Source organism: Streptomyces sp. RLA123, assembly GCF_056270165.1.
Window position 1 is genome coordinate 2333860 of sequence record NZ_JBWDOR010000003.1, and the last position, 25603, is coordinate 2359462.

Annotated in this window: 21 protein-coding genes; 8 read left to right on the forward strand and 13 right to left on the reverse strand. The window is 72.0% G+C overall.

What is annotated here, in order from left to right; genetic code table 11:
• Positions 1 to 114: 114 nt before the first annotated feature.
• Positions 115 to 2097: a glycogen debranching N-terminal domain-containing protein gene (locus tag RV983_RS10480; RefSeq protein WP_475985524.1), complete on the reverse strand. Its 1983-nt coding sequence runs from the start codon at positions 2095 to 2097 to the stop codon at positions 115 to 117.
• 128 nt (positions 2098 to 2225) lie between these two features.
• On the opposite strand from RV983_RS10480, the gene RV983_RS10485 reads away from it, so the two are divergent.
• A complete protein-coding gene (locus RV983_RS10485) occupies positions 2226 to 3536 on the forward strand; it encodes an alpha/beta fold hydrolase (RefSeq protein WP_475985525.1) in 1311 nt (436 codons plus the stop codon).
• Here the strand turns inward: RV983_RS10485 and RV983_RS10490 are convergent.
• Positions 3448 to 4689, reverse strand: a complete 1242-nt coding sequence (locus RV983_RS10490) for a DUF4192 domain-containing protein (protein ID WP_475985526.1) — start codon at positions 4687 to 4689, stop codon at positions 3448 to 3450. The two genes, RV983_RS10485 and RV983_RS10490, sit on opposite strands and share 89 nt — an antisense overlap.
• Before the next feature lie 154 nt (positions 4690 to 4843).
• Here RV983_RS10490 and RV983_RS10495 point away from each other — a divergent pair, with 154 nt between their 5' ends.
• Together RV983_RS10495 and RV983_RS10500 are read left to right on the forward strand one after the other, a co-directional pair.
• Positions 4844 to 7003, forward strand: coding sequence for a RecQ family ATP-dependent DNA helicase (locus RV983_RS10495; RefSeq protein ID WP_475985527.1), 2160 nt, complete (start codon positions 4844 to 4846; stop codon positions 7001 to 7003).
• 195 nt (positions 7004 to 7198) lie between these two features.
• On the forward strand, positions 7199 to 7795 hold the full coding sequence (locus RV983_RS10500; protein ID WP_475985528.1) for a hypothetical protein: 597 nt from the start codon (positions 7199 to 7201) through the stop codon (positions 7793 to 7795).
• Here the strand turns inward: RV983_RS10500 and RV983_RS10505 are convergent, their stop codons facing one another.
• From RV983_RS10505 to RV983_RS10515, 3 genes are all read right to left on the reverse strand, one after another.
• On the reverse strand, positions 7796 to 8452 hold the full coding sequence (locus RV983_RS10505) for a hypothetical protein (RefSeq protein WP_475985529.1): 657 nt from the start codon (positions 8450 to 8452) through the stop codon (positions 7796 to 7798). It lies immediately after the preceding gene.
• A gap of 59 nt (positions 8453 to 8511) precedes the next feature.
• On the reverse strand, positions 8512 to 9207 hold the full coding sequence (locus RV983_RS10510; protein ID WP_475985530.1) for a ribonuclease HII: 696 nt from the start codon (positions 9205 to 9207) through the stop codon (positions 8512 to 8514).
• Positions 9208 to 9274: 67 nt separating this feature from the next.
• Positions 9275 to 9892 carry a TetR/AcrR family transcriptional regulator gene (locus RV983_RS10515; RefSeq protein WP_475985531.1) on the reverse strand — a complete coding sequence of 206 codons (618 nt, stop codon included), beginning with the start codon at positions 9890 to 9892 and terminating at the stop codon, positions 9275 to 9277.
• Positions 9893 to 10004: 112 nt separating this feature from the next.
• On the opposite strand from RV983_RS10515, the gene RV983_RS10520 reads away from it, so the two are divergent.
• On the forward strand, positions 10005 to 11552 hold the full coding sequence (locus tag RV983_RS10520) for an MFS transporter (protein ID WP_475985532.1): 1548 nt from the start codon (positions 10005 to 10007) through the stop codon (positions 11550 to 11552).
• A 52-nt stretch (positions 11553 to 11604) separates the two neighbouring features.
• On the opposite strand, the gene RV983_RS10525 is transcribed toward RV983_RS10520, so the two are convergent.
• From RV983_RS10525 to RV983_RS10535, 3 genes are all read right to left on the reverse strand, one after another.
• Complete coding sequence (locus tag RV983_RS10525; RefSeq protein ID WP_475985533.1) at positions 11605 to 13236, reverse strand: DUF4153 domain-containing protein; 1632 nt, start codon at positions 13234 to 13236, stop codon at positions 11605 to 11607.
• A gap of 191 nt (positions 13237 to 13427) precedes the next feature.
• On the reverse strand, positions 13428 to 14330 hold the full coding sequence (locus tag RV983_RS10530; RefSeq protein ID WP_475985534.1) for an ADP-ribosylglycohydrolase family protein: 903 nt from the start codon (positions 14328 to 14330) through the stop codon (positions 13428 to 13430).
• Between the two features lie 56 nt (positions 14331 to 14386).
• Positions 14387 to 15052, reverse strand: a complete 666-nt coding sequence (locus RV983_RS10535; protein ID WP_475985535.1) for a histidine phosphatase family protein — start codon at positions 15050 to 15052, stop codon at positions 14387 to 14389.
• 239 nt (positions 15053 to 15291) lie between these two features.
• Here RV983_RS10535 and RV983_RS10540 point away from each other — a divergent pair, with 239 nt between their 5' ends.
• Entirely contained in the window at positions 15292 to 16074 is a 783-nt protein-coding gene (locus RV983_RS10540) for a VOC family protein (protein ID WP_475985536.1), read from the forward strand.
• Positions 16075 to 16140: 66 nt separating this feature from the next.
• On the opposite strand, the gene RV983_RS10545 is transcribed toward RV983_RS10540, so the two are convergent.
• Positions 16141 to 16749, reverse strand: a complete 609-nt coding sequence (locus RV983_RS10545) for a YdbC family protein (RefSeq protein WP_475985537.1) — start codon at positions 16747 to 16749, stop codon at positions 16141 to 16143.
• A gap of 365 nt (positions 16750 to 17114) precedes the next feature.
• Here RV983_RS10545 and RV983_RS10550 point away from each other — a divergent pair, with 365 nt between their 5' ends.
• On the forward strand, positions 17115 to 17363 hold the full coding sequence (locus tag RV983_RS10550) for a hypothetical protein (RefSeq protein ID WP_475985538.1): 249 nt from the start codon (positions 17115 to 17117) through the stop codon (positions 17361 to 17363).
• A gap of 47 nt (positions 17364 to 17410) precedes the next feature.
• A complete protein-coding gene (locus RV983_RS10555; protein WP_475985539.1) occupies positions 17411 to 17554 on the forward strand; it encodes a hypothetical protein in 144 nt (47 codons plus the stop codon).
• An 87-nt stretch (positions 17555 to 17641) separates the two neighbouring features.
• On the opposite strand, the gene RV983_RS10560 is transcribed toward RV983_RS10555, so the two are convergent.
• Together RV983_RS10560 and nrdR are read right to left on the reverse strand one after the other, a co-directional pair.
• Positions 17642 to 20569 (reverse strand): vitamin B12-dependent ribonucleotide reductase, encoded by a 2928-nt coding sequence (locus RV983_RS10560; RefSeq protein WP_475985540.1) that lies wholly within the window; start codon positions 20567 to 20569, stop codon positions 17642 to 17644.
• Between the two features lie 127 nt (positions 20570 to 20696).
• The gene (gene nrdR / locus RV983_RS10565; RefSeq protein WP_475985541.1) at positions 20697 to 21215 is read right to left on the reverse strand and encodes a transcriptional regulator NrdR; all 519 of its coding nucleotides are present in this window, start codon (positions 21213 to 21215) and stop codon (positions 20697 to 20699) included.
• Positions 21216 to 21830: 615 nt separating this feature from the next.
• Here nrdR and lexA point away from each other — a divergent pair.
• A complete protein-coding gene (lexA, locus tag RV983_RS10570) occupies positions 21831 to 22601 on the forward strand; it encodes a transcriptional repressor LexA (protein WP_475985542.1) in 771 nt (256 codons plus the stop codon).
• A gap of 116 nt (positions 22602 to 22717) precedes the next feature.
• On the opposite strand, the gene RV983_RS10575 is transcribed toward lexA, so the two are convergent.
• A complete protein-coding gene (locus RV983_RS10575) occupies positions 22718 to 24727 on the reverse strand; it encodes an ATP-dependent DNA helicase (protein WP_475985543.1) in 2010 nt (669 codons plus the stop codon).
• A gap of 82 nt (positions 24728 to 24809) precedes the next feature.
• The gene (locus tag RV983_RS10580) at positions 24810 to 25586 is read right to left on the reverse strand and encodes a GNAT family N-acetyltransferase (protein ID WP_475985544.1); all 777 of its coding nucleotides are present in this window, start codon (positions 25584 to 25586) and stop codon (positions 24810 to 24812) included.
• Positions 25587 to 25603 lie beyond the last annotated feature (17 nt).

The window sequence follows — 25603 nt, forward strand, 5'->3', positions numbered from 1 at the left end:
TTGTTCGACGTCGTGGTCAGGCGGGGCAGAGCCGGGGAGAAGTCGGCCAGAAGCCGTGAGGGAGCGCGGGCGGCGGGGACCGGGCGGGTTGGTGGAGCAGGGGTGCTCCCCGGTTCAGGCACCGAGCTGGAGTCCGGCCGCGACCTCCTCGACGACGGCCGTCCCGAGCCGCCCGACGCGTACCGCGAACGGCTCGCCGGCGACCGTCAGCCCCGTCAGCCGCAGCTCGCCCAGGGGCGCGCTGCCCATGGGACGGACGACGACGACGCGCTCGGGGACGTCCGGGCGGATCCCGGCGAGGGCGGTGAGCAGGTGCACCGCCCCGGCGGAAGCCACGGCGGCGGGACGGGACGCGGTCGGGTGCGGGGCGGGCACGCGGTCGGGAGCACGCTGCTCGCCCGCGTACATCTCGGGAAGCCGGTGGCCGAAGACGGCGGCAGCGTCGAGCACACCGCGCAGCAGAGCGGCGCCCTCCCTCTCGTAGCCGTGCGCGGCAAGCCCGGCGACCGCGACGGCGGTGTCGTGGACGCGTACGGCTCCTCCCCGGTGCCCGAAGGGGTTGTGGCCGGGCGCAGTGGCCGACAGCGTGCGCAGCCCCCACCCCGAGTCGAGCTCCGGCGCCACCAGCAGGCGCGCGAGCTGCTCGGTCTGCGCCTTGTCCAGCAGTCCGCAAGCGACCTCGCCGCCCGCGGCGAGCCCGGTGTCCAGCAGGTGGGCCGCCGCCGAGCCGGGATGCGGCACCGGTCTGCCGTCCGGGGTCAGGGCTGCGGCCGGGTGGCCCCCGGCACGGTCGTCCAGCCAGAAGTCCTCACGGAAGCGACGGCGCAGCGCCTCCGCCCGCTCGCGCCACTCCTCGGCACCGGGGCGTCCGTACGCGTCCAGCAGATCTGCGCCGTACAGCATGGCGCGGTGGGCGTGCGCCTGCACGTCGCAGCGCAAGGGACCGCCGGGCGCGGGGTCGGGCATGTACCCGGCGGAGGTCAGGGACGAGCGCAGCCACCGCAGCGAGCGCTCCGCCGCCGGCAACAGCTGCTCGGCGTCCCGTTCGTACATCCCCCAGCGGCGCGCCTCGGCGAGCACGGTGACGAAGAGCAGCCCGGCCTCCACACCCGAGGAGGTGGGGGGCAGGTGCGGCCCGGCATGCCGCAGCGGTCCGGGCAGATGACCGGTCTCCGGGTCCTGCCGGCGGGCGAGGGTGCGCAGCGTCCCGGCCGCCAGTCGCGTGCCGAGCGGCAGCAGCATGCGCGCCGCCCACACCGCGTCGGCCGGCGCCAGACCGAGCCGCCACGGCGCCCCGGCCGCCACGTGGGCGTCGAGCGGGTGCCCGGGATCCCGCAGCAGCAGCGCCCGCAGGTCGTCGAGCGCGGTGCGGAGCAGCGCCGCCGCCCCGCGGTCCTCACAGTCGATCTGCGCCGCCGACCACGGCGCGGCGGGCGGTCCGGACGCCGCGCCGTGCGGCTGCCCCCCGGCGGGCTCCAGGACCACCCGCAGCTCGATCGTGCGCGACGCCCCGGCCGGCAGCACCAGGTCCCAGCTCAGCAGGCCGGCCGAGGCCATGGCGTTGTCCGGCCCCGGCGCGGCGACGACCCGGACCCGTCCGCCCTCGCCTGCCCACAGCAGTCCCGCGTCGCAGACGCTGGCCGGCAGCTCCGGGCCGGACACCCCCGAGGCGATCGCCGGCAGCTCGGCGAGATCGCAGGCGAGGGACACCTCGCACGGGATGCGCACCTCGCGCGGGCCGGTGTTGTGCACCGTGATGCGCTCGGTGCCGTCCGCGGAGCGCAGCCGCTCCACGGTCAGGGCCGGGTCCGGGGCCGTGTCACCGGGCACCCGGGCGACCGCGGTGAACCGCGCCTGCCCGGCCGTCACCGGCAGGCCCTGCACGGGCACCGGCGCCGCCCCCGCGAGCCGGAGCTCGCAGCGGGCCAGCACGCGCCGCCCGGCCTGGTAGAAGCCGTCCAGGCCGTTGCCGCGCAACTGCCCGTCCCGCCCCGATACCGCGAGCGACGGGGCCGCGACGCAGATCACCGCGTCGTGCACCGCCTGCGGCGCCCGGTCGGCGCGGGAGGACGACCGATTGGCCGGATGCGGGCCCATGCCATCTCCTCGTCGGCTCGGGCGGGTGGTGCCGCCACTACCCCGGTGAACGCCCGTGTGGGCACTCGGGTCACGCGCCGTCTACCGTTCCTGATCGGGAAACCGTTCGTATCAGCGGAAAGAGAGCCATGGCCGTCTACCGCCAGCCAGGGACCGTGATCACCGACCGCACCTTCCAGGTACCGCTCGACCACGCGGATCCACGTGGTGAGCAGATCGAGGTGTACGCCCGCGAGGTCGTGGCGGTCGGCAAGGAACGGGAGCCACTGCCCTGGTTGTTGTTCCTTCAAGGCGGCCCGGGGGGCAGGTCACCGCGGCCGCTGGGCCGCGACGGCTGGCTCACCAGGGCACTGGACGACTACCGGGTGCTCCTCCTCGACCAGCGCGGCACCGGCCGTTCCACGCCTGCCAACCGCCAGACCCTGCCGCTGCGAGGCGACGCCGCCGCCCAGGCCCGGTATCTGGAGCACTTCCGGGCCGACTCAATCGTCCGCGACTGCGAGCTGATCCGCCGTGAACTGCTCGGCCAGGGTGTGCAGTGGAGTCTGCTGGGGCAGAGCTTCGGCGGTTTCTGCACGCTGACGTATCTGTCCGTCGCCCCCGAGGGAATTCGTGAGGCGTTCGTGACAGGCGGTCTCGCGGGTCTGCGCAGCAGCGCCGAAGACGTCTACCGGGCTGCCTATCCCCGGGTGGAGCGCAAGGTCGAGGGCCACTACGCGCGCTACCCGGAGGACGCGGAGACGGTCCGCGCAGTGGCGCGGCACCTCCGGGAGCACGAGGTGACGCTGCCGGACGGCGGGCTGCTGACCGCCGAGGCGCTCCAGTCCCTCGGCCTGATGCTGGGCACGAGTACCGGCTCGCACACGCTGCACTATCTGCTGGAGGACGCGTTCCTTCCGGGGACGGCACATCCGCAGCTGTCCGACTCCTTCCTGGCCGAGGCGCAGAGCCATCTGTCCTTCGCGGGCAATCCGCTCTACGCGGTGCTGCACGAGTCGATCTACGGTCAGCGGTCGGTGTCGCCACGGGGCACCGGATGGTCGGCCGAATCGGTGCGCGGCGAGTTCCCGCAGTTCGACGTGGACAAGCGGCTGGCGGACGACGCACCAGTGCTGCTGACCGGGGAGATGATCTACCCCTGGATGTTCTCCACCGACCCGGCACTCGCCCCGCTGCGCGACACCGCGGAACTGCTGGCCCGGCGCGAGGACTGGCCCGACCTGTACGACCCGCGCCAACTGGCGTTGAACGAGGTGCCGGTGGCCGCGGCGGTGTACCACGACGACATGTACGTCGACACGGCCGACTCCCTGGCGACCGCCCGGTCGGTGCGTGGCCTGCGGACGTGGGTCACCGACGAGTACGAGCACGACGGGCTCCGGGTGAGCGGCGGCCGGGTCCTCGACCGGCTGATCCGGCTGGCCCGCGGCGAGCTGTGAGGATGGCGGCGCGGCGGGCCTGCCCGCCGCGCCGCCGGCGCAGGTAGCGGCGCAGCGGCTCGGGGGAGATCCCGTTGTTGACCGCCGCGTTCAGCAGCCGGGCGAAGGTGTAGTCGGGGGCGAGGTGCAGCGCACGGCCGAAGGCCACGCGCGCGGTGGCCTCGTCCCCCGTGGACCAGGCGACCCAGCCGGCCAGTGTCAGGGGTGCCGCGGCGTGCTCGTGGTACGGCTCGACGCAGCGGCGGGCGAGCGCACGCCACAGGCGCAAGGCGGGGTCGGTGTGCGGCGGGTCCATCCACTCCGCAGCCCGGTCACGGGTGTCGCGGTCCTGCAGGCCGAGGATCATCGCTGCGGCCTCGTCGTCACCCAGCAGGGCGTCGTCATGGCGATCGCCGACCGGGCCGTCGTCCTCCGGGGAGGCGGCCCCGAACCGGTCCAGGGCCGCCTTGAGCAGCCGCAGCGTGGTACGCCTCACCTCGTCGGAGTCGTCTCGCTCCAGCATGCGCGGCACCAGCCCGGCGGCAGCCGTGTCCAGCGCCTCCTCCCGTGCGATGGTCGCCGTCGATCCCGCCGGGGGCGGGGTGAGGCGGTCCTCCAGCTCCTTGCGGGAGCCGCGCACCCGGATGCCCGCATAGGCGGCCGCGGCCGCCATCACCGAGCCACCGGAGGGCGCGACCGCCACACCTTCGGCGGGTCCGCACTCACTGGCCGCGCAGGAGTAGGACCACCAGCGCCCGGCGGAGACGCACAGCGCCTCCACCACGGGTACGTCGAGGCCGCCGCAGGCCACGCGCAGGTCCTGAGCCAGTGGCCGGAGCCGCTCCATGACCTGGCCCGGGGTATCCCCCGCGGCTGGGTCCTGGACGAGGAAGAGCACGATGGCGTCGGGGCGGGCGCCTCGCTGGGCGCTGCCGGCGACAAGACATTCGGCCAACTGCGCCGCCGCGTCGGGCCATTCGCCGGGGTTGCGGGGGATGCCCAGCCGGGCGCGGCCGCCGAAGCGGCCGCGTTCACCGTGGAGGGCGATCATCAGAATGCTGTCGTCCGGATGGAAGCCGCACAGGTACGGAAGGGCTGCGGCGAGTTCGGCCGGGCTGCGCAGGGTGACCTTCGGGTCGTCCGAGGGACGCGGGGATGCGGTGTGCTGAGTCATGATCCGAAGGTGGCGCACGGGGTGGATCTCCGCCAGACCCCTCCAAAACCTGTGGATAAACCAGCCATATCATCGCAATAACTCTGAGTGAGTTATCCACAGGTCCGACGAGGGCGGTTGGCACGGTGTCGGTGTCATCGGGTTGCATGGGGGCATGACCACCGCACTGCGCACCACCGCCGACACGATCCTCAGCCGGCTCGTCGGGGACCCGACGGGCAAAGCCCGCCTGCGCGAGGACCAGTGGCGCGCGGTCGAGGCACTGGTGGCCCAGGGCCGCCGGGCCCTGGTCGTCCAGCGCACGGGCTGGGGCAAATCCGCCGTCTACTTCGTGGCCACGGCCCTGCTCCGCGAACGCGGCAGCGGTCCGACCGTGATCGTCTCCCCACTGCTCGCCCTCATGCGCAACCAGATCGACGCCGCCGACCGCGCCGGTATCCGGGCCCGGACGATCAACTCGGCCAACCCCGAGGAGTGGGACACCGTCCAGGCCGAGGTCGCCGCCGGGGAGGTCGACGTCCTGCTGGTCAGCCCGGAGCGGCTCAACAATCCCGACTTCCGCGATCAGGTACTGCCCAAACTCGCCGCCACCACCGGCCTGCTCGTGGTCGACGAGGCGCACTGCATCTCGGACTGGGGCCACGACTTCCGGCCCGACTACCGCCGGCTGCGCACGATGCTCGCCGACCTGCCGCCGGGTGTCCCCGTCCTGGCCACCACGGCCACCGCCAACGCCCGCGTGACGGCCGACGTCGCCGAGCAACTGGGCACCGGCGATCACGAGGGCGCACTGATCCTGCGCGGGCCGCTGGACCGCGAGAGCCTCGCGCTCGGCGTCCTGCCGCTGCCGGACGCCGCGCACCGGCTCGCCTGGCTCGCCGACCACATCGGCGAGCTGCCGGGCTCCGGCATCATCTACACGCTCACCGTGGCGGCCGCCGAGGAGGTCGCGGCGTTCCTGCGGCAGCGCGGGCACGAGGTGGCGGCGTACACCGGCCGCACCGAGGACGCCGACCGGCGGGTCGCTGAGGCCGCGCTGCTGCGCAACGAGGTCAAGGCCCTGGTCGCGACCTCCGCCCTCGGCATGGGATTCGACAAGCCCGACCTGGGCTTCGTGCTCCACCTGGGCTCGCCCTCCTCCCCCATCGCCTACTACCAGCAGGTCGGCCGCGCCGGCCGCGGCGTCGACCACGCCGAGGTCCTGCTGCTCCCGGGCCCGGAGGACGAGGCGATCTGGCGCTACTTCGCCTCCCTCGCCTTCCCTCGCGAGGAGCAGGTCCGCCAGACCCTCGCGCTGCTGGCGGAGGCCGGGGCGCCGCTGTCCGTGCCCGCCCTGGAGGCCCGCGTCGACCTGCGCCGCACCCGGCTGGAGACCATGCTCAAGGTCCTCGACGTGGACGGCGCCGTCCGCCGGGTGCGCGGCGGCTGGACGTCCACGGGGGAGCCCTGGGCGTACGACACCGAGCGTTATGCCTGGGTCGACCGGCAGCGCAAAGCCGAGCAGCAGGCCATGCGCGAGTACGCCACGACCACCGCCTGCCGCATGGAGTACCTGCGGCGCCAACTCGACGACGAGGAAGCCGCCCCCTGTGGCCGTTGCGACAACTGCGCGACGCCGCGCTACTCCACCGAGGTGTCCCGCGAGGCGCTGGAGTCCGCCCGGGCGTCCCTCGGGCGCCCCGGGGTCGAGGTGGAACCGCGCCGGATGTGGCCCACTGGCCTCCCGGCCGTGGGCATCGACCTCAAGGGCCGGATTCCGGCCGGCGAACAGGCGGAGCCCGGTCGCGCCCTCGGACGGCTCTCGGACATCGGCTGGGGCAACCGGCTGCGACCGCTGTTCGCCGTGAACGCCCCGGACGCGCCCGTGGCGGACGACGTGGTCAACGCCGTGGTCACCGTTCTGGCGGACTGGGCCCGGGGACCGGGCGGCTGGGCCAGTGGCGGGCCCGACGCACCGCCCCGCCCGGTCGGTGTAGTGACCATCGCCTCCCACACCAGGCCACAGCTGATCGCCTCGCTCGGGCAGCGCATCGCCGACGCCGGGCGCATGCCGCTGCTGGGAGAGCTGGCCCACACAGGCGACGTCGAGCCCTCGCGCGTGCCGCGCAGCAACAGCGCGCAGCGACTGCGCGCACTGCACGGGGCGTTCGCCGTTCCGCCCGGTCTCGCCGACGCCATCGCGGCCATGCCCGGGCCGGTTCTGCTCGTCGACGATTTCACCGAAACCGGCTGGACCCTGGCAGTCGCCGCACGGCTGCTGCGCAGGTCAGGTGTTACGGCGGTGTTTCCGCTGGTCCTGGCTCTGCAAGGCTGATCCGTAGTCACATGCTGGACAGCGCGCGGGGATCTATGCGGCGGACAGCCAGATAACCGACAGACCGACTAATTGACCGTTGCCGCTCGCGTGTGCGACAGCGAGAATTGAGACGTTCCCCGTTCGGCTCCTCGAGCCCCCCGACCGGCATGCGCCCGCGCACCCGGTCTCGGACGCATACCCGAAGGGAGGATCGTGGCCATGGGCTTCGCTCCGGAAACCACTTCCGGCACGTCCTCCCGCGCCGCCGGCCGTGTGCGCACCCTGGAACCGGCCGAGTGGACCGCCGCGGGCTTCCCGCTGCTGATCAGCCCGCGCGACGTGGTCAAGGACCTGCACGCGCGCCACCTCCCCGCGCCGGGCACGGTGGTGCTCGCGGTCCTGTCACCCGACGGACGGCTGACGGCCAGCGCCTCGTTCGCGCAACGCGAGGGTGTCGTCGACGGCTGGGAGCGCCGCAACGCGATCCTGTCGCACCTGCGCCGGATCACCCCGGACGACCTGCGGCGGCGTACGCCCGTGCGCACCACCGTCCTTCTGGTGTGCCGGGAGGGCGGCGCCGCGTGGACCGAGGCGGACGGGGCGTGGGCGTGGGGCCTGCGGGACGCGTGCTCGTTGCACGGCCTGCGCCCCGGCTCCTACATCACACTGACCGAGGACGGCTGGCGGGTGTACGGCGAGGCCCGTGTCGGACGTACCCCCAACGCCTCGTCCTGGTCCGGCCAACAGCACGGCGCAGCGGCCCTGCCCCCCGGAGGGACACCGGCCCTGCGCCGCACGGCAGCCCGCTGATCAGGCGATCGCGCCGAGCATCCCGTTGATCCGCTGGGGGGCGCCGCACACGATCAGCAGCGCGCCGGCCCGTCGCATCGCCGAGGCCAGCAGCGCGGCCACGACCTCGTCGGAGCCACCGTTGACCGCGACGACCACGACCGGACGGCCCTGGGCGCGCTCCGCGTCGTGGGCCGCGTAGAAGACGTCGTCGCCGGCGTCGTGCTGCGCCCAGTAGGACGTCTCGCCGAAGCTCAGCTCGTGGGCGGCCCAGGGGTGCTGCTCGCCGGTGGTGAGCACCAGGACCTCGGAGGGCGCCCGACCGCTGTCCAGCAGCAGGTCGACGGCCTCGTCGGCGGCGTCGAGCGCGCCTTCCACCGGGGCGGGGATGATCTGGATCCGCGTCGTCGTCGCACCGGCGGAGCTGGTCTGTGCGACCTCGGCTTCCCGCGGCGACCGCGGCTGCGACGGAACGGCCGGACCACGGGCGGGGCCGGGGCGGCCGGGCCGGGCGTTGACCGCGGTGCCACCGCGCGGTGGCGCGGGACGCGGGGACGCGGGACGGGGGCCAGGGGTCGGTACAGGGCGGGGGGTCGACGCGGACCGGCCGGCGGCCGGAGCTACGCGAGAACCCGGGACACTCTCGTGAATCTGAGGCTCCTCGGGGATGGGAGGCATGTACTGATGTCTATCAAATGCACCGGAACAGCGCAGCGGCGGGTAGGTCACAACTCGGCTCAGAAATCGAACCCGAGCTGCTCACCTGACTCCACCGCCTCCGCGGTCTCCCGGACTTTCTTCAAGTGCTGCCAACGCGGCAGCCTATCGAGATATGCCCAGGACAGCCGGTGGTGGGGGGTGGGTCCCAGTTCCGCCAGCGCGGCGCGGTGCACCGGCGAAGGGTACCCGGCGTTGTCCCCGAAACCGAACGGAGCATAGCCGACGCCCAGTTCGGCCATCATGGCGTCCCGCCGCACCTTGGCGATCACCGAGGCGGCGGACACGGCGATGCAGGACTGGTCGCCCTTGATGACCGTCCGCACCCGCCACGGGCCGCCGAGGTAGTCGTGCTTGCCGTCGAGGATGACCGCGTCGGGCCGTACGGGCAGGGCCTCCAGGGCACGCGTCGCCGCGAGCCGCAGTGCGGCCGTCATCCCCAGGTCGTCGATCTCCTCGGGCGACGCGTGCCCGAGGGCATGGCAGTTCACCCAACCGACGAGCACGGCGGAGAGTTCGTTCCGTCGCTTGACGGTGAGCAGTTTGGAATCGGTGAGCCCGTCCGGTGCCCGCCGCAGTCCGGTGACGGCCGCGCACACGGTGACCGGTCCGGCCCAGGCGCCCCGGCCGACCTCGTCGACGCCCGCGACGATCTTGGCGCCGAGTGTCGCGCGCAACGAGCGTTCGACGCTGTGGGTGGGAGGTTCACGGACCATGGCAAGGCCCACCCTACGCTCCCGCGGTGAGCCGTCCGAGGCAGGGTCCCGTGCGGCCGCGCGCGACTCAGGGCCGCAGCAGGGGCAGCATCACCTGGTCGACGACCTCGACGAGGTCGCGTTCGGAGATCTCCCGTCCGCCCATCTTCGAGCGGTACATCATCAGGGCGGGCACGACGTCGGCGACGACGTCCCCCGTGGCGTCCGGGCGTACCTCTCCGCGTTCGACCCCGCGCCGTACGACGTCCAGGATGCGGTGCTTGGTGGGTTCGACCACCCCCTCGACGACCAGCCGCACGAAGCAGTGCGCCGTCTCGTGGTCGGACTCGTCGATCACGGCACGCAGGGCCAGGCCGCTCTGCGAGTACATCGCCTCGCGCATTCTCAGCACCAGGAAGAGCAGGTCCTCGCGCAGGCTGCCGAGATCCGGCACATCGGGAACGGCGGGGAGTGCGGCCTGCAGCGCGTCGGTGGCCAGCGCCTGCTTGGACGGCCAGCGGCGGTAGACCGCCGCCTTGCCGGTCTGCGCGGCGGACGCCACGCCCTCCATGGTCAGCCCCCGCCAGCCGACGGTACTCAGCTGCTCCAAGGCCGCCTTGAGGATGGCCCGTTCCAGCACAGGCCCGCGGCGGCGCGGCGCGACCTGCTTGGACGGATCCGCTGCCGCCTCATACGACATGCCCATGGCACCTTCTCGGTTTCTCGCTTTTAGTGAACGCTTGCGTTCACTAACAACCCCACTCTAGTGTCGTTCATAGTGAACGCTGCCGTTCACTAGTCACCGTCTGGGGGATCTCGTGACCGCTGAGCAACTCACCTCACCACGCGCACCAGGCACCGCGCGACGCGACGGCAGGCCGGGGATCGCACTCGCCGTGATCGCGGCCTGCCAGCTCATGGTCGTGCTGGACGCGACGATTGTGAATATCGCGCTCCCGCACATCCAGGGCGCCCTCTCCTTCTCCACCACCGATCTGTCCTGGGTGCTCAACGCCTACACCCTCACCTTCGGCGGCCTTCTGCTCCTCGGCGGGCGGGCCGGCGACATCCTCGGCCGCCGCAGGGTGTTCGTCTTCGGCATCCTGCTGTTCTCACTCGCCTCGCTTCTCGGGGGCTTCGCGCAGGAGCCGTGGCAGTTGCTCGCGGCGCGCTCCCTGCAGGGTGTCGGCGGCGCGATCGCCTCGCCCACCTCGCTGGCCCTCATCACCACCACCTTTCCCGAAGGCCCCGAGCGCAACCGCGCGTTCGGCGTCTTCGCCGCGGTCTCCGCGGGCGGCGGCGCGGTGGGCCTGCTGGCGGGCGGCATGCTCACCGACTGGCTCGACTGGCGCTGGGTGTTCTTCGTCAACGTGCCCATCGGCCTGCTGATCGCGTTCCTGGCGCCGCGCTACATCAGCGAGTCGAAGCGGCACCCCGGCCGCTTCGACATCGCCGGCGCGGTGACATCGACCCTCGGCATGGCCTCACTGGTCTACGGCTTCATCCGGGCCGCAAGCCAGGGCTGGCGGGACGGGCTCACGATCGGCGCGTTCTGCGCGGCGGTGGTCCTGCTGAGCTCGTTCGTCCTCGTCGAGCGTCGCGCGAAGGAACCCATCACCCCACTGCGGATGTTCGCGGACCGCAACCGCTCCGGCACCTACGTGATCATGCTGAGCCTCGCCGCGGGGATGTTCGGGATGTTCTTCTTCATCGTCATCTTCGTGCAGAACGTCCTCGGCTACAGCCCCATCGCCGCCGGTTTCGCCTTCCTCCCTGTCACCGTCGCGATCGTGACGGGCGCGGGGCTCTCCACCCGTTTCCTGCCGGTTCTCGGGCCGAAGCCCTTCCTGGTCGCGGGCTCGACGCTCGCCGGTATCGGCATGACGTGGCTGACCTTCATCGACCCGGGCAGCAGTTACGTGGGTGGGGTGCTGGGCCCGATGGTGATCTTCGGCTTCGGCATGGGCCTGAACTTCGTGACGCTGACACTGACCGCCCTCTCGGGGGTCGCGCAGCACGAGGCGGGCGCGGCCTCCGGGCTGCTCAACGCCATGCAGCAGGTGGGAGGTTCGCTGGGCCTGTCGATCCTGGTGACGGTCTTCGGCACCGCGAGCCGCGACAAGGCGACCGACACGGTGACGCAGTTCCTCGCCCGGGCGACGCCGGCGCAGAAGGCGGAGTTCATGCGGACGCGCGAACTGCCGGCGCCCTGGTCGCACGAGGTCCTGGCGCACGGCATCTCCACCGCTCTGTACGCCGCCGTGGCCCTGGTCCTGCTGGCCCTCGCCACCGCGCTGTTCGTCGTCCGGGTGCGCAAGACCGACCTGGAGGCGCTGAGCGGCACGGCGGGGACGCCCGCCGCCTGACGGGCCCCGCCGCCCGGCCCGAGGGGAGGCCGGGGCGGCGGGCCGGGGTCCCTCAGGGCACTTCGATGCGGTAGCCGTCGAGTCCCACCCGCGAGCAGGCGTCGTAGGAGTCCACCGGGCGCGCGGTCAGCATCGAACGGGCCCGGGCCTCACCGAGACTCCTGGCGTACCAGGGATCGCCGCCGCCCCGCAGATCGCGGGCCAGAAGGTGCAGCGCGCAGGAGCGCTGCGGTTCCGGCAGCCGGTCCAGCGCGGGGACCGCGTCGGCGGACAGGTCCTGCAGGTAGTCCAGATCGATGCGCCCGGTGTTCTCGTACCGGGTGACCTGCTGCTCGGCGATGAGGGCGTCCGGACCCGCGAGGCCGAAGACCAGCAGGCCGACGGCCGCGCTCGCCACCACGGCCCGCGGCAGCCAGCGGGCGCCGAACACCCCGGCCGCCATCATCAGGACGATCAGCAGCCCGAGCCACAGTTCGATGCCGGCCACGGAGATCCGCATCCGCGTCAGCCCGTAGGCGCCCACGTACAGCTCCATGCGGCGCAGCGCGGAGGCGACGACGACCAGCGTCAGCACGCAGATCGCGCCGAGCACCGATCGCACCAGCAGGCGGTCACGGTCCTTGCCCCGGGGCGCCCAGCGCAGGGCGAGGCCGATCACCCCGATGGTCAGCAGGGTCACGATCAGCAGTTGCCAGAAGCCCTGCCGGGCGTACTGCGCGTACGTCAGGCCGGTCTCCGCAAGCACCTTCTGGTACCCGCCGAAGAGCACGGCGAGCTGTACGGCGTTGAAGACGGCGAACAGCGCGGCGAGGACGATCAGCGGCAGCGCCCACTCGGCCCGGCCGCGGGCGCGTCCCGGCTTGACCTTGACGCGGTCGAAGCGGCGCGGTGCCCCGGCGGTGTACGCGGCGGCCAGCGCGCCCAGTACGCCGAGGGCGAACAGCACGACGCGTAGCGGGAAGTCGCCGAGCGTCATGTCGGGGACGAAACCGCTCAGCAGATCGGCGAAGGCGGCATCCGCCCCGGCGAAGAGCGCGCCGAAGACCAGGAGCAGGACGACCGCCACCACGACCGCCTTGACCATCGGCAGCCAGCGCTGCCGGTTGCCCGCGGTCCGCTCGCGCAGGCCGCGCAGCGCCCAGCCCACACCGGGCACCACGGACGCCCACACACCGAGGCCCCCCAGCAGCACTCCCGGCCAGCGGCGGCCTCCGTGCAGGGCGAGCGAACCCACGGCGAAGAAGGCGAGGACCGCGAGAAAGGCCGGCCAGCCCGCGTCGCGCAGCGCGGGGACGAGCAGCAGGCCGAGGGCCGTGACCGCCCACACCAGCGTCCACGGGCGCGGGCGGCGGGCGCGCACGACCGCCGCGACACCGGCGGCGAGCGCGGCGGGCAGGGCGGTCAGCAGGAGATTGACGCCGATGCCGTCGCGCAACAGCACGGCGGCCAGGAAGCCGGTGCAAAGGGCGATCCAGAGCACCGCCGCAGGGACGGCGGACGGCGGCTTGACGCGGCTGTCGATGATCCACCGAGGAGGGGGCGGCGGGGGCGGCGGCGTCCAGGGATGCGGCTGGACCGGGGCGTGGCCGCCCGGACGGGCCCCCGGATAGGCCGGTGGCCGGACCGGTGGCCGGGCGTAGTGCGGCGGCCGCTGCGGCGCGGCGCCCTTCGGCACATCGGACATGAGGACCCCTCCCCACCGGTCCATGCCCGATGACGCGGCGCGGGACCGGAGCTTGTCAGCGCCCCCCGGGAAGATCGCCGGGGCAGCGTGGCCGCCAGGCTATGCGCCGTGGTGCGGGGCGCACACGGGCCGAGGAGCTCCTGGCCCGGTCTGTGACAGGGCCGTGACAGAGAATGGGTTTCCGTCGGGTCTCAGGCGGCGGACAGCCACTCCGGCAGCGGTTCACAGCGTTCCCGCCACGCCCGCGGCGGCTCGCCGTCCGGCCGGGCGGCGACGATGCCACCGACGATGGCGCAGGTCGTGTCGACGTCACCACCGGCCCGGGCGGTGGTCCAGAACGCGCGCTCGTAGTCGCCGAGACCCCGGACGGCGGCCCAGAGGGCGAAGGGGACCGTGTCGTGCGCGCTGGTGCGCCGGCCGCAGCCGAGAACGGCGGCGACGGTGGCGACGTCGTCGTAGTCGAGCATGTCCACGGCGCGCCGCAGCCCCGCGTGGACGGCGCTGCGCGGCAGGAGTCCGACGACGGACGTGAGCAGCTCCGCCGGATCGGCCGGGGCACCGGGCCCGGCGACGAGGGCGGCGGTGGCCGCGACCGCCATGGCGCCGGCGATCGCCTCGCGGTGCTGGTGGGTGGTGAACGCCGACAGCTCCGCCTGCTCGGCCGCCTTCTCGGGCTCGCCCGCGAACCATGCGCCGAGGGGCGCGACGCGCATGGCCGCGCCGTTGCCCCAGGAGCCCTGACCGTTGAACATCGCGGCGGCCAGCGTGCGCCAGTCACCGTTCTCCTGCCGGATCAGCCGCAGCATGCGGTTGACGGCGGGGCCGTAGCCGCGGTCGAAGTCGTGGTGGGCGGCGAAGGACGCGGCCAGCGCGTCCTGGTGCACGGAGCCGTGTGCGGCAAGGACGGCGAAGACCGAGCAGGCCATCTCGGTGTCGTCGGTCCACTGCCACACCCCCGCCGGCAGGGTGCCGCTCTGCAGCGCGGGGTAGTGCGCGGGGACGAAGAACTGGGAGCCCAGGGCATCGCCGAGGGCGAGTCCGCGCAGGCTGGCGAGCGCGCGGGAGCGGGGGAGATCGGCAGGGTCAGCGGTCATGGCGCCCAGAACTCTGACATCCCGCGCCAACGGGGTCAATCGTCCTGTGCGCAATATCACTCGTGATATCTCGCCAGGTCGGAGTAGGTGGTGCGCCAGCACGCAAAGGGCCGGTCGAGCCGGTAGCGGCCGTCGGGCTCGGCGAGCAGCACGCGGATCTCGCCGTTGTCCGGGTTCGACAGGCACTCGAACTCGTCGACCGTCCAGTGGAACCATCGCATGCAGAACAACCGCATGGTCAGCCCGTGCGTCACCAGGAGCACGTTCGGCGGGAACTCAGGTTTGTCGAAGGCCCGGTAGAGCGTCTCCAGGAAGGCCCCGACCCGGTCGTACACATCCGCCCCCGACTCGCCCTGGGCGAACCGGTAGAAGAAGTGGCCGTACGCGTCCCGGGCCTTTCGCTGCCGCTGTACGTCCTCGGCCTCCTGGTAGTTGCCCCAGTCCTGCTCGCGCAGCCGGGGCTCCTCCTTGGCCCGGGTGCGGCGCGGGTCGAGTCCCAGCAGGTGGAAGGTCTGGTGCGTACGGCGGTACGGGGAGACGAACGCCTGGACCCGTTCGTCGCCGAAGAGCTCCCGCAGTTCCTCGCCCGCGGCACGGGCCTGTTCCTCGCCCTTGGGCGTGAGGTTGAGCGCGTGGTCGGGGATCCGCTCGTAGATCGCGTCGTCGGCGTTTCCCTGGGACTCCCCATGACGGATGAGCACAATGCGACGCGGTCGAGCCATGGCCTCACTGTAATTCGTGCATCCGTGCACGGGCGCGGCAGTCCGCCCACCGGGCACTTTCGGCGGGCCCGAAGCTCCTGACCAGGAGCTTCGTCGGAGAGCGCATCACGACCCCGAGCCCTCCCGGCGGTTCCGGCATCCGCCCCGGCATCGCCGGCCGCCCCCGATTGTCAGTGGTGGGTCCCAGACTGAGGATGGAACAGGGAGCCCTTTGCGGCACCCCCCGGTTGGAGGCCGCAATGAAGACCACCGCGTTCGTTCCCGGCACGCCGTGCTGGACCGATCTGAGCAGTCCCGACATCGAGGCCTCGCGCGCCTTTTACGGCGGCCTGTTCGGCTGGGAATCCCAGCCGGGACCCCCGGAAGCGGGGGGCTACACGTTCTTCACCCTGCGCGGCGCGCCCGTTGCCGCCGTCGGGCCGGTGATGGCCGAGGGCGACCAGCCGCGCTGGATCACCTACATGACCACCGAGGACGCCGAGGACACGGCCAAAGCGGTACAGGCCGCGGGAGGAGCGGTCTCCGTGCCGCCGATGGCGGTCTTCGACCAGGGCGGCTTCGCGCAGTTCACCGACCCGCACGGTGCGGAGTTCGCGGTATGGCAGCCGGGGAATTTCAAGGGCGCGGGACTGCTCGGCGAGCCGGGGGCGCTCAGCTGGATCGAGCTCAACACCCGCGATGTGGAAGGTGCCCGCGCGTTCTACCGGGACGTCTTCGGATGGACGGGCGAGACGCAGCCCTTCGCCGGCGACAGCTCGTACACGGAACTGGAAGTAGAGGGCGGCGGTGTCTTCGGCGGCATCCTGCTCATGAACGATGTCTGGCCCGCGGAGATACCGCAGCACTGGATGCACTACTTCGCCGTCTCCGACACCGATGCGGCGGCCGCGAAGGCCGCGGAGCTCGGTGGCAGCGTCTCCGTACCGCCCTTCGACCTGCCGCACGTGGGACGCATCGCGGTCCTCGGCGATCCGCACGGCGCCTACTTCTCCGTGATCACCAGGCCCGCGAAGGAGGGCTGACCCGGGCAGCCGGGCCGCCGGTCCGGTCCTACGGCTTGTCCACGGCGCAAGGCGCGCCGCCCGGCCTCAGACCGACCAGGACTGCTCCAGGTCGACGACGTCCCCGGCGACCGAAAGTACGTCCGCCTCGAGCTCGGCGCGCTGCGAGAGCCGGGCGACGGAGCCGTCCCGGTACTTGCCGCGCTCCGCGGCCGAGTCCCACATCGACAGCACCAGGAAATCGGACTCGGGCCCTTGCGCGAACACGCCCCGCAGCATGCCCGGCGAGCCGGCCATCGCCGGGTTCCAGACCTTCTGCTGCATGAGGACGAAGTGGTCGGCCCGGTCCGGCCGCACCTTGCAATGGGCCAGCCTGAGCAGATCGCTGTCCGCGAAGCGGGGGCGGAAGCCCACCTTGACGTCCAGCCGGTGCTCGAAGAGCTTCACCCCGAGGCTCTCGTACGTCTCCGCCTGGGGAACCGCGAAACGGTCATGGGGGCCCGCCATGAAGGCGTCGTAGTACTCGCGGTCCTCCCAGAAGGCGAAGAGATGCGCGACACCCGGCTGGCTGCGGCTCCAGCCCCCGCCCTGCCCCCGGAAGCCCGGCTCGCCGGGGAGTCCGTTGGCCCATTTCCGCTGCCCGCGCTCGAATGCCGCCCGATCGAGAACTCCACAGCGAATCCACTTCACCAGCACCGCGCCATCCTATGGCCCACCAGCGGCCATTCCGCCCCACGGGGAAATCAACTCCCCCACCGGACAAGCCCATACGACCACGGCATGGATGCCCTGTACCCGTGACTGCTTGTCGAGGACTTCGAGACCGCCGTCCGTTTCTGGACCGGCGCCCTGCGCGACCTGCCGGCAACAGAGCCGGTCAAGGTGCTCCCGGAAGCCGGCTGTGCCAACGGGGATCTCGGCGGCGTCCCGGGGCTCGCCGGGCCCACGGCCCGCCTGATCCGGCGGAACTCCTCCAAGGTCCACGAAGTGCTCACCGAGCCGCCCGTCCCGCTCGGCGTCGACCACTACGGCAACTACGTGCCCGAGCCCTGCGCACCGAGGTGGTCACCGAGTACCCGGCACCGCACGAACTGCCCGACGAACTCAGGCAGCGCCTCGCCTCCTGGGGGCGGCGCGCCGAATGGGCCGTGCCGCACGCGGCGGACGCCGGCCACCGCGGCAGCGCGTACTACCGGTACGAGCACAGCGCCGCCCCTGGCTGGAAGGTCGGCGGCCGGGATCCGTGGAGCTTCAGCGACCCGTGGCCCATGAGCTGCGACAACTGCGGCGCGGAATACCGGCCCTGCTGACCGTCGGATCGGGCGAATGGCACGGCGGAAGCGGCAGCCGGATCCCGATGGAGGACCGCGACCACATCGGCCCTGTGGGGATCCGGCTGCCGTCCCACCCCCCGATGATCCAGATAGGCCGCGGCTGCACCCCGCAGATCTTCATCTGCCCCACGTCCTTCGACCACCCTCACCTCGAGAACACGCAGTGAGCGCTGGGGCGCCGTGCCGCCTGCCGGAAACCACGTGTCCCCCCGCAGCCCTGAGGGCCGCGGGGGGACACGTGGGGGCGGTTACCCTCAGCTGCAGCCGCTGGTCGAGCCGCAGCCCTCGCAGAGGTAGCAGCTGCCCGCACGGCGCATCTTCGTACCGCAGGAGAAGCAGAGCGGGGCGTCGGCGTTGAGGCCGAGCTGGATCTCCAGCAGTTCCGTCGAGTTGTGCGCGGCCTTCGGCGCCGGGGCCGCCGCGATTTCGGCGACGGCGGCCTCGGGGGCTGCGGCCGGCTTGGCCGACGGGGCCTCCGTCTGACGCGGGGCGGACTGGGCCAGGCCCTCGACGTCGACCTCCTCGGCGGTCGGCTCGTACGAGCCCGTGTCGAGGTGGCGCCGGCGCTCCCCGGCGGAGTGGATGCCGAGCGCGGAGCGGGTCTCGAAGGGCAGGAAGTCCAGCGCCAGGCGGCGGAAGATGTAGTCGACGATCGACTGGGCCATCCGCACGTCCGGGTCGTCCGTCAGACCGGCGGGCTCGAAGCGCATGTTGGTGAACTTCGAGACGTAGGTCTCCAGCGGCACGCCGTACTGCAGGCCGACCGAGACGGCGATGGAGAAGGCGTCCATCATGCCCGCGAGGGTCGAGCCCTGCTTGGACATCTTGAGGAAGACCTCGCCGAGACCGTCGTCCGGGTAGGAGTTGGCGGTCATGTAGCCCTCGGCGCCACCCACCGTGAAGGAGGTGGTGATCCCCGGACGGCCCTTGGGGAGCCGGCGGCGGACCGGGCGGTACTCGACGACCTTCTCGACGGCGGCGGGGACGGCGGCCACCACGGCCTCGGTCTTCTTCTCGTCCGCCTTCTTCTTGGCGGAGAGCGGCTGGCCGACCTTGCAGTTGTCGCGGTAGATCGCGAGCGCCTTCAGGTCGAGCTTCCAGCCCTGGTAGTAGATCTCCTCGATCTCCTCGACGGTCGCCGACTCGGGCATGTTGACCGTCTTGGAGATGGCGCCGGACAGGAAGGGCTGGGTCGCGGCCATCATCCGGACGTGGCCCATGGGCGCGATGGAGCGCTCGCCCATGGCGCAGTCGAAGACCTCGTAGTGCTCGGGCTTCAGGCCGGGGGCGTCGATGACGCTGCCGTGCTCGGCGATGTAGGCGACGACGGCCTCGATCTGCTCCTGCTGGTAGCCCAGGCGGTGCAGGGCCTGCGGGACCGTGTTGTTCACGATCTGCATGGAGCCACCGCCGACCAGCTTCTTGAACTTGACCAGGGCGAGGTCGGGCTCGATGCCGGTGGTGTCGCAGTCCATCATCAGGCCGATGGTGCCGGTCGGGGCCAGCAGGGAGGCCTGCGCGTTGCGGAATCCGTTCTTCTCACCGAGACGCAGGACGTCCTGCCATGCCTCGGTGGCCGCGGCCCACACCGGGTTGTCCAGGTCGTCCATGCGGACGGCGACGGCGTTGGCGTCGGAGTGCTGCTTCATGACGCGGTTGTGGGCGGTGGCGTTGCGGGCGTACCCGTCGTACGCGCCGACAACCGCTGCCAGCTCGGCGGAGCGCCGGTACGACGTGCCGGTCATCAGCGAGGTGATGGCGCCGGCGAGCGCACGGCCGCCGTCGGAGTCGTAGGCGTGGCCGGTCGCCATGAGCAGGGCGCCGAGGTTGGCGTAGCCGATGCCCAGCTGACGGAAGGCGCGAGTGGTCTCGCCGATCTTCTGGGTCGGGAAGTCCGCGAAGGAGATCGAGATGTCCATCGCGGTGATGACGAGCTCGACGACCTTGGCGAAGCGCACGGCGTCGAAGCGCTGGGTGCCGTTGCCGTCGTCCTCGAGGAACTTCATCAGGTTGAGCGAGGCGAGGTTGCAGGACGAGTTGTCCAGGTGCATGTACTCGCTGCAGGGGTTGGACGCGGTGATGCGACCGGTCTCCGGCGTGGTGTGCCAGTGGTTGATGACGTCGTCGTACTGGATGCCGGGGTCGGCGCAGGCCCAGGCCGCCTCCGCCAGCTTGCGGAACAGCGCCCTGGCGTCGACCTCCTCGATGACCTCACCGGTCATGCGGGCACGCAGGCCGAACTTCTCGCCGTTCTCGTACGCCGTCATGAACTCTGCGTTCACGCGGACGGAGTTGTTGGCGTTCTGGTACTGGACGGACGCGATGTCGTCGCCGCCCAGGTCCATGTCGAAGCCCGCGTCGCGCAGGGCGCGGATCTTCTCCTCCTCCTTCACCTTGGTCTCGATGAAGGCCTCGACGTCCGGGTGGTCGACGTCGAGCACGACCATCTTGGCGGCGCGTCGGGTGGCACCGCCGGACTTGATGGTGCCGGCGGAGGCGTCGGCGCCGCGCATGAAGGAGACCGGGCCGGAAGCATTGCCGCCGGAGGAGAGCAGCTCCTTGGAGGAGCGGATGCGGGAGAGGTTCAGGCCGGCGCCGGAGCCGCCCTTGAAGATCATCCCCTCTTCCTTGTACCAGTCGAGGATCGACTCCATGGAGTCGTCGACGGAGAGGATGAAGCAGGCGGAGACCTGCTGCGGCTGGGCCGTGCCGACGTTGAACCAGACCGGCGAGTTGAAACTGAACACCTGGTGGAGCAGTGCCCAGGTCAGCTCGTGGTCGAAGATCTCGGCGTCGGCGGGCGACGCGAAGTAGCCGTGGTCCTCACCGGCCTTGCGGTAGGTCCTCACGACACGGTCGATGAGCTGCCGCAGGCTGCTCTCGCGCTGCGGCGTGCCGACCGCGCCGCGGAAGTACTTGCTGGTGACGATGTTGACCGCGTTCACCGACCAGGAGCCGGGGAACTCCACGCCGCGCTGCTCGAAGTTGATCGAGCCGTCGCGCCAGTTGGTCATGACGACGTCACGACGCTCCCAGACCACCTCGTCGTAGGGGTGCGTCCCCGGGGTGGTGTGGATGCGCTCGATACGCAGACCCTTGGCAGGCGCCGCGCCCGCCGCGCCTGCCGCCTTGCCGGACTTGGCGCGGGAACCCCGTGCCGGGCCGCTCGTCGTCTCTGTCATGTGCCGCCTCCCATTACAGGCATTACATCTAAAACGCCTTGAAGCGCCGCGATCTTCCCGCGGCGATGCTGTTGCACGGCCGGAACACCCCTGCGGGTGCCCGGCAAATCTGAGTTGTCCGCCGGCCCTAGTCGGCGGCGGCGACGGCGACGGGCGACGGGACAGCGCCGTCCCGGTCCCGTTCGCCGGTGTCGATCGGTGACCTCCGGTCGCGCAGCTCGGCGATCGCGGCCTCGAAGTCCTCGAGCGAGTCGAAGGCCTGGTAGACCGAGGCGAAGCGCAGATAGGCGACGAGGTCCAGGTCCTTCAGCGGGCCGAGTATGGCCAGGCCGACGTCGTGGGTCGACAGCTCCGCGCTGCCCGTGGCGCGCACCGCCTCCTCGACGCGCTGCCCGAGCTGGGCGAGTGCGTCCTCGGTGACGGGGCGTCCCTGGCAGGCCTTGCGGACTCCGGCGATGACCTTGTTGCGACTGAAGGGTTCGGTGACCCCGCTGCGTTTGATGACCATCAGCGAGGCCGTTTCCACGGTGGTGAAGCGGCGGCCGCAGTCGGGACACTGCCGGCGACGGCGGATCGACGTGCCGTCGTCGGTGGTTCGGCTGTCGACGACGCGGCTGTCGGGGTGTCGGCAGAAGGGGCAGTGCATCGATTCCCTCTCCCTCCCTCACCCACGGTGAGCGCACGACGATATGACGCGGGGAACCCCGGGGGGCCTCGCGAAGCAGCCACAAGCATAGGCGATCCGGGAGGGCCTGAAGACCCGGGACCACTACTTGTGGGGCCTGCCCCCTATGCAACCACTAGATCTGGTGGCCTGGGGGTCATGTGCGCCAATCCGGCGGAGCGCGTGTCGCGGCCCGCCGACGGGACGGGAGCCTACGCGACCCCACGCCCCACGGGAGCGGCGGGGCGGAAGTGACACACTGGGTGTACGGATCGTCACGGCTCGCGCATCATGGAACCCGGGGCGTAGCGGACGAACGCCGGAAGCCGGGCCGCGAAGGCCGGGAGAACCGCGGGAGAACCGCCGGGAAGCGACGGAAGATCGACGAGGGCGGCAGGCGGCCGGAAACCCGTCCGCGCGACGGGGATTGGGCGCGGCGGATTCCCGGGAAGAATCGAATTCGCATTCGATCTATATCATCGGCGCCTTGATCTCGTCAGCGGAACTGCGGAAATTCACTCGAACGTGTGTTTGGCGCAACCTTTCGAAAGCAACTACCGTTGTCTTACTAGGGAGAACATCTCGAGAGGGGCCGCCGTGACCACCACCGCCGACAGCGCCACACTGACCGCACATGACCGCCCCCAGGACCGGCTACGCCCGATGGATGCGATGAACGACGAGACCACCAAGCCCGCACGCGCACTTCCCGGACGACCTCCTGGAATCCGCGCGGACAGTTCCGGACTGACCGACCGGCAGCGCCGGGTCATCGAGGTCATCAGGGACTCGGTGCAGCGCCGTGGATACCCGCCGTCCATGCGGGAGATCGGCCAGGCCGTGGGCCTGTCGAGCACCTCGTCGGTCGCCCATCAGCTGATGGCCCTGGAACGCAAGGGGTTCCTTCGCCGGGACCCGCACCGGCCCCGCGCCTACGAGGTGCGCGGCTCCGACGCCGCGCAGGCGCAGCCGACCGATACCGCGGGCAAGCCTTCCGCGTCGTACGTGCCGCTGGTCGGCCGGATCGCCGCCGGTGGCCCGATCCTGGCCGAGGAGTCGGTCGAGGACGTCTTCCCGCTTCCCCGCCAGCTGGTGGGTGACGGTGATCTGTTCGTGCTCAAGGTCGTCGGCGACTCGATGATCGAGGCCGCCATCTGCGACGGGGACTGGGTGACGGTGCGCCGTCAGCCCGTCGCCGAGAACGGCGACATCGTCGCCGCGATGATCGAGGGTGAGGCCACGGTCAAGCGCTTCAAGCGCGAGGACGGCCATGTGTGGCTGCTTCCTCACAACTCCGCGTACCAGCCCATCCCGGGCGACGAGGCGACCATCCTCGGCAAGGTGGTGGCGGTGCTGCGCCGGGTCTGACCCACGACCCGCCCGTGACCGGGCCCCGGAACCTCTGCGCCGGTTCCGGGGCTCGTCTGTGCACGGGCCTGTCCTGTGTATGGGCGGGGTGCCAGGCCCCAGGACGTGGACCCCCGCTAGGACACCGGGGCCTCGGTCGCCTTCGCGGCCGCGTCGATGGCGGCGAGCGACCTGCGGACCTGATCGCGGTCCGTGGTCTGCCAGAAGTCCGGCATCGAGGCCTTGATGAAGCCGCCGTAGCGGGCCGTGGCGAGCCGCGGGTCGAGTACGGCGACCACGCCCCGGTCGTCGGCCGCGCGCACCAGGCGGCCGGCGCCCTGGGCCATCAGCAGCGCCGCATGCGTGGCGGCGACCGCCATGAAGCCGTTGCCGCCCTTGTCCTCCACCGCTTTCTGACGCGCGCTCATCAGCGGGTCGTCCGGCCGGGGGAAGGGAATCCGGTCCATCACCACGAGTTGGCAGCTGTCACCCGGCACGTCCACCCCCTGCCAGAGCGAGAGCGTGCCGAACAGGCAGGTGCCGGGGTCGGCGGAGAAGCGGCGGATCAGCTCACCCAGCGTCTCCTCGCCCTGGAGCAGCACCGGGTGGTCGATGCGGCCGCGCAGCGCCTCGGCGGCCGCCTGGGCCGCCCGCATCGAGGAGAACAGCCCGAGGGTGCGGCCCCCGGCGGCCTCGATGAGCTCGGTGAGTTCGTCCAGCATGTCCTCACGTCCGCCGTCCCGTCCGGGCTGGGACAGGTGGCGGGCGACGTAGAGGATGCCCTGCTTGGGGTAGTCGAAGGGCGAACCGACGTCGAGGCCCTTCCAGACCGGGAGTTCGTCTTCGCCCTCCGCGGCCACGGTGCCCTCCCGAGGGAGACCGAGCGAGGCCGCGACACCGTTGAAATCGCCGCCCAGGCGCAGCGTGGCCGAGGTCAGCACGACGGAGCGCTCGGTGAACAACTTCTCGCGCAGCAGCCCTGACACGTTCAGCGGGGCCACCCGCAGTGAGGCACCGAAACGGTCGTGGCGCTCGTACCAGACGACGTCCCACTCGGAGCCCTCGACGATGCGCTCGGCGACCTCGTGGACATTCTCGGCCGAGGCGAGCGCCATCTTGCGGACGGCGTCCTCGTCCTGCACGGACCGGTCGCGGGTCTCGCCGAGTGAGGTGATGACCAGCCGGCAGGCGTCGCGCAGCGCCATCAGGGCGTAGCGCAGATCCTCCGGCAACTCCTCCAGCCGCCCGGGGAGGGCCAGCTCCATCAGCCGCTCGAAGCCCTCGGACGCACTCATCAGGGCGTCCGCGGCCTTCTCGTTGACCAGCTTGGCGGCCAGTCTGACGGTGCGGTTGACCCGGCCGGGGGCGAGCTCGCCGGTGGCGACACCGGTGACCCGCGAGACGAGTTCATGAGCCTCGTCGACGATCAGCACCTCGTGGGACGGCAGGACCGGCGCGCCTTCGAGGGCGTCGATCGCCAGCAGCGCGTGGTTGGTGACGACGACGTCGGCCAGTTTCGCGCGCTCGCGGGCGGCCTCGGCGAAGCATTCGGCGCCGTACGCGCAGCGGGAGGCGCCCAGGCACTCCCGGGAGGTGACGGCCACCTGCTGCCAGGCGCGGTCGGACACGCCGGGGGTGAGGTCGTCCCGGTCACCGGTCTCGGTCTCGTCCGACCAGTCCCGCAGCCGCAGCAGATCCTGGCCGAGTTTGCTGGTCGGCGCCGCGGCCTCGAACTGGTCGAAGAGGCCGGCCTCGCCCGTGTCCTCCTCCCGGGGCACGCCCTCGTGGAGCCGGTGCAGGCACAGATAGTTCGACCGGCCCTTGAGCATCGCGAACTGCGGCTCCCGCCGCAGCAGCGGGCGGAGCGCGGTGACGGTACGCGGCAGGTCGCGTTCCACGAGCTGGCGCTGGAGCGCAAGGGTCGCCGTGGCGACGACCACGCGCTCCCCGTGCGCCAGGGCGGGCACCAGGTACCCGAGGGACTTGCCGGTGCCGGTGCCGGCCTGGACCAGCAGGTGGGAGCCGTCGTCGACGGCTTCGGCGACGGCTTCGGCCATGGTGACCTGGCCGGGTCGCTCCACGCCGCCGACCGCGGTGACGGCGGCGTGGAGGAGGTCGGTGAGGGCGGGCTTCGCGGGCTGTGTCATAGCAGCACCACCCTACGGGGCGGCACCGACAACGCAGGCGGCCGCGGATCACTCCGGGGCCCTGCATCCCGCGTCCTCTGCCTCAGAGGACGTGCCGCAGGGCGCGGTCCCGGATGAGCAGGGCGGCCCGCTTGCCGGGCATCTGCACCTCCGCCGAGAACCGGAACCCCGCGGCGAGGAAGGCCGACACCGAGGGGGTGTTGCGCAGGTCGGGCTCGGCGACCACCCGGGCGCAGCTCGGGCGGTGTGCCAGGACGTGGTCGGCGACGGCACGCAGCAGGACGCCGCCGAGACCGCGCGCGCGGTCCGAGACGCGGCCGATGAGCAGATGGAGCCCGGTGTCGTGGGGCCTGGCCGGGTAGTAGCGGGCGAGGCGGTCCAGGTCGGCCCGGTAGATCTCCCAGTAGCTCATGGGGACGCCGTCGAGCACGCCGATGCACGGCACGCTGCGCCCGTCGCCGTCGAGCTGGGCGCGCAGGTGGCGCTCGGCGACCGCCGGGGCGCCCGCGAGCTGCCAGAACGCGGCGACGGCGGGATCGTTCATCCAGCGGCTGATCACCGGCAGGTCGCGTTCGGGCCGCGCGGGGACGAGGTGGAAGGTGCCGGCCGGAGTGTCCACCGGGCCCCAGTCGGCGACCCCGTCGAGCAGGTCGTCGAGAGCGGCGGGGCGGCTCCCGCGGTCGTCGGCGGTGACGTCCTCCGCGAAGAGGGCGCGGACCTCGGGGGGCAGTTCCAGGTCCAGTGTGTCGTCCGGGCCGGGGGCCTCGCGGCGGGCGGGGGCGCCCGGGGCACCGGGGTCCTCCGAGGTGGCGGTGCGGCCAGGGCGTGCGGTGTGGGTGTTGGAGTCGGCGGCCGTCATGGCGGCTGCTGCCTCCT

Excerpts from the sequence above, each read along its gene's own strand:
- RV983_RS10480 (WP_475985524.1), bottom strand. The coding sequence starts at position 2,097 with ATGGGCCCGCATCCGGCCAATCGGTCGTCCTCCCGCGCCGACCGGGCG.
- RV983_RS10485 (WP_475985525.1), top strand. The coding sequence starts at position 2,226 with ATGGCCGTCTACCGCCAGCCAGGGACCGTGATCACCGACCGCACCTTC.
- RV983_RS10490 (WP_475985526.1), bottom strand. The coding sequence starts at position 4,689 with ATGACTCAGCACACCGCATCCCCGCGTCCCTCGGACGACCCGAAGGTC.
- RV983_RS10495 (WP_475985527.1), top strand. The coding sequence starts at position 4,844 with ATGACCACCGCACTGCGCACCACCGCCGACACGATCCTCAGCCGGCTC.
- RV983_RS10505 (WP_475985529.1), bottom strand. The coding sequence starts at position 8,452 with ATGCCTCCCATCCCCGAGGAGCCTCAGATTCACGAGAGTGTCCCGGGT.
- RV983_RS10510 (WP_475985530.1), bottom strand. The coding sequence starts at position 9,207 with ATGGTCCGTGAACCTCCCACCCACAGCGTCGAACGCTCGTTGCGCGCG.
- RV983_RS10515 (WP_475985531.1), bottom strand. The coding sequence starts at position 9,892 with ATGGGCATGTCGTATGAGGCGGCAGCGGATCCGTCCAAGCAGGTCGCG.
- RV983_RS10525 (WP_475985533.1), bottom strand. The coding sequence starts at position 13,236 with ATGTCCGATGTGCCGAAGGGCGCCGCGCCGCAGCGGCCGCCGCACTAC.
- RV983_RS10530 (WP_475985534.1), bottom strand. The coding sequence starts at position 14,330 with ATGACCGCTGACCCTGCCGATCTCCCCCGCTCCCGCGCGCTCGCCAGC.
- RV983_RS10535 (WP_475985535.1), bottom strand. The coding sequence starts at position 15,052 with ATGGCTCGACCGCGTCGCATTGTGCTCATCCGTCATGGGGAGTCCCAG.
- RV983_RS10540 (WP_475985536.1), top strand. The coding sequence starts at position 15,292 with ATGAAGACCACCGCGTTCGTTCCCGGCACGCCGTGCTGGACCGATCTG.
- RV983_RS10555 (WP_475985539.1), top strand. The coding sequence starts at position 17,411 with ATGGAGGACCGCGACCACATCGGCCCTGTGGGGATCCGGCTGCCGTCC.
- RV983_RS10560 (WP_475985540.1), bottom strand. The coding sequence starts at position 20,569 with ATGACAGAGACGACGAGCGGCCCGGCACGGGGTTCCCGCGCCAAGTCC.
- nrdR (WP_475985541.1), bottom strand. The coding sequence starts at position 21,215 with ATGCACTGCCCCTTCTGCCGACACCCCGACAGCCGCGTCGTCGACAGC.
- RV983_RS10575 (WP_475985543.1), bottom strand. The coding sequence starts at position 24,727 with ATGACACAGCCCGCGAAGCCCGCCCTCACCGACCTCCTCCACGCCGCC.
- RV983_RS10580 (WP_475985544.1), bottom strand. The coding sequence starts at position 25,586 with ATGACGGCCGCCGACTCCAACACCCACACCGCACGCCCTGGCCGCACC.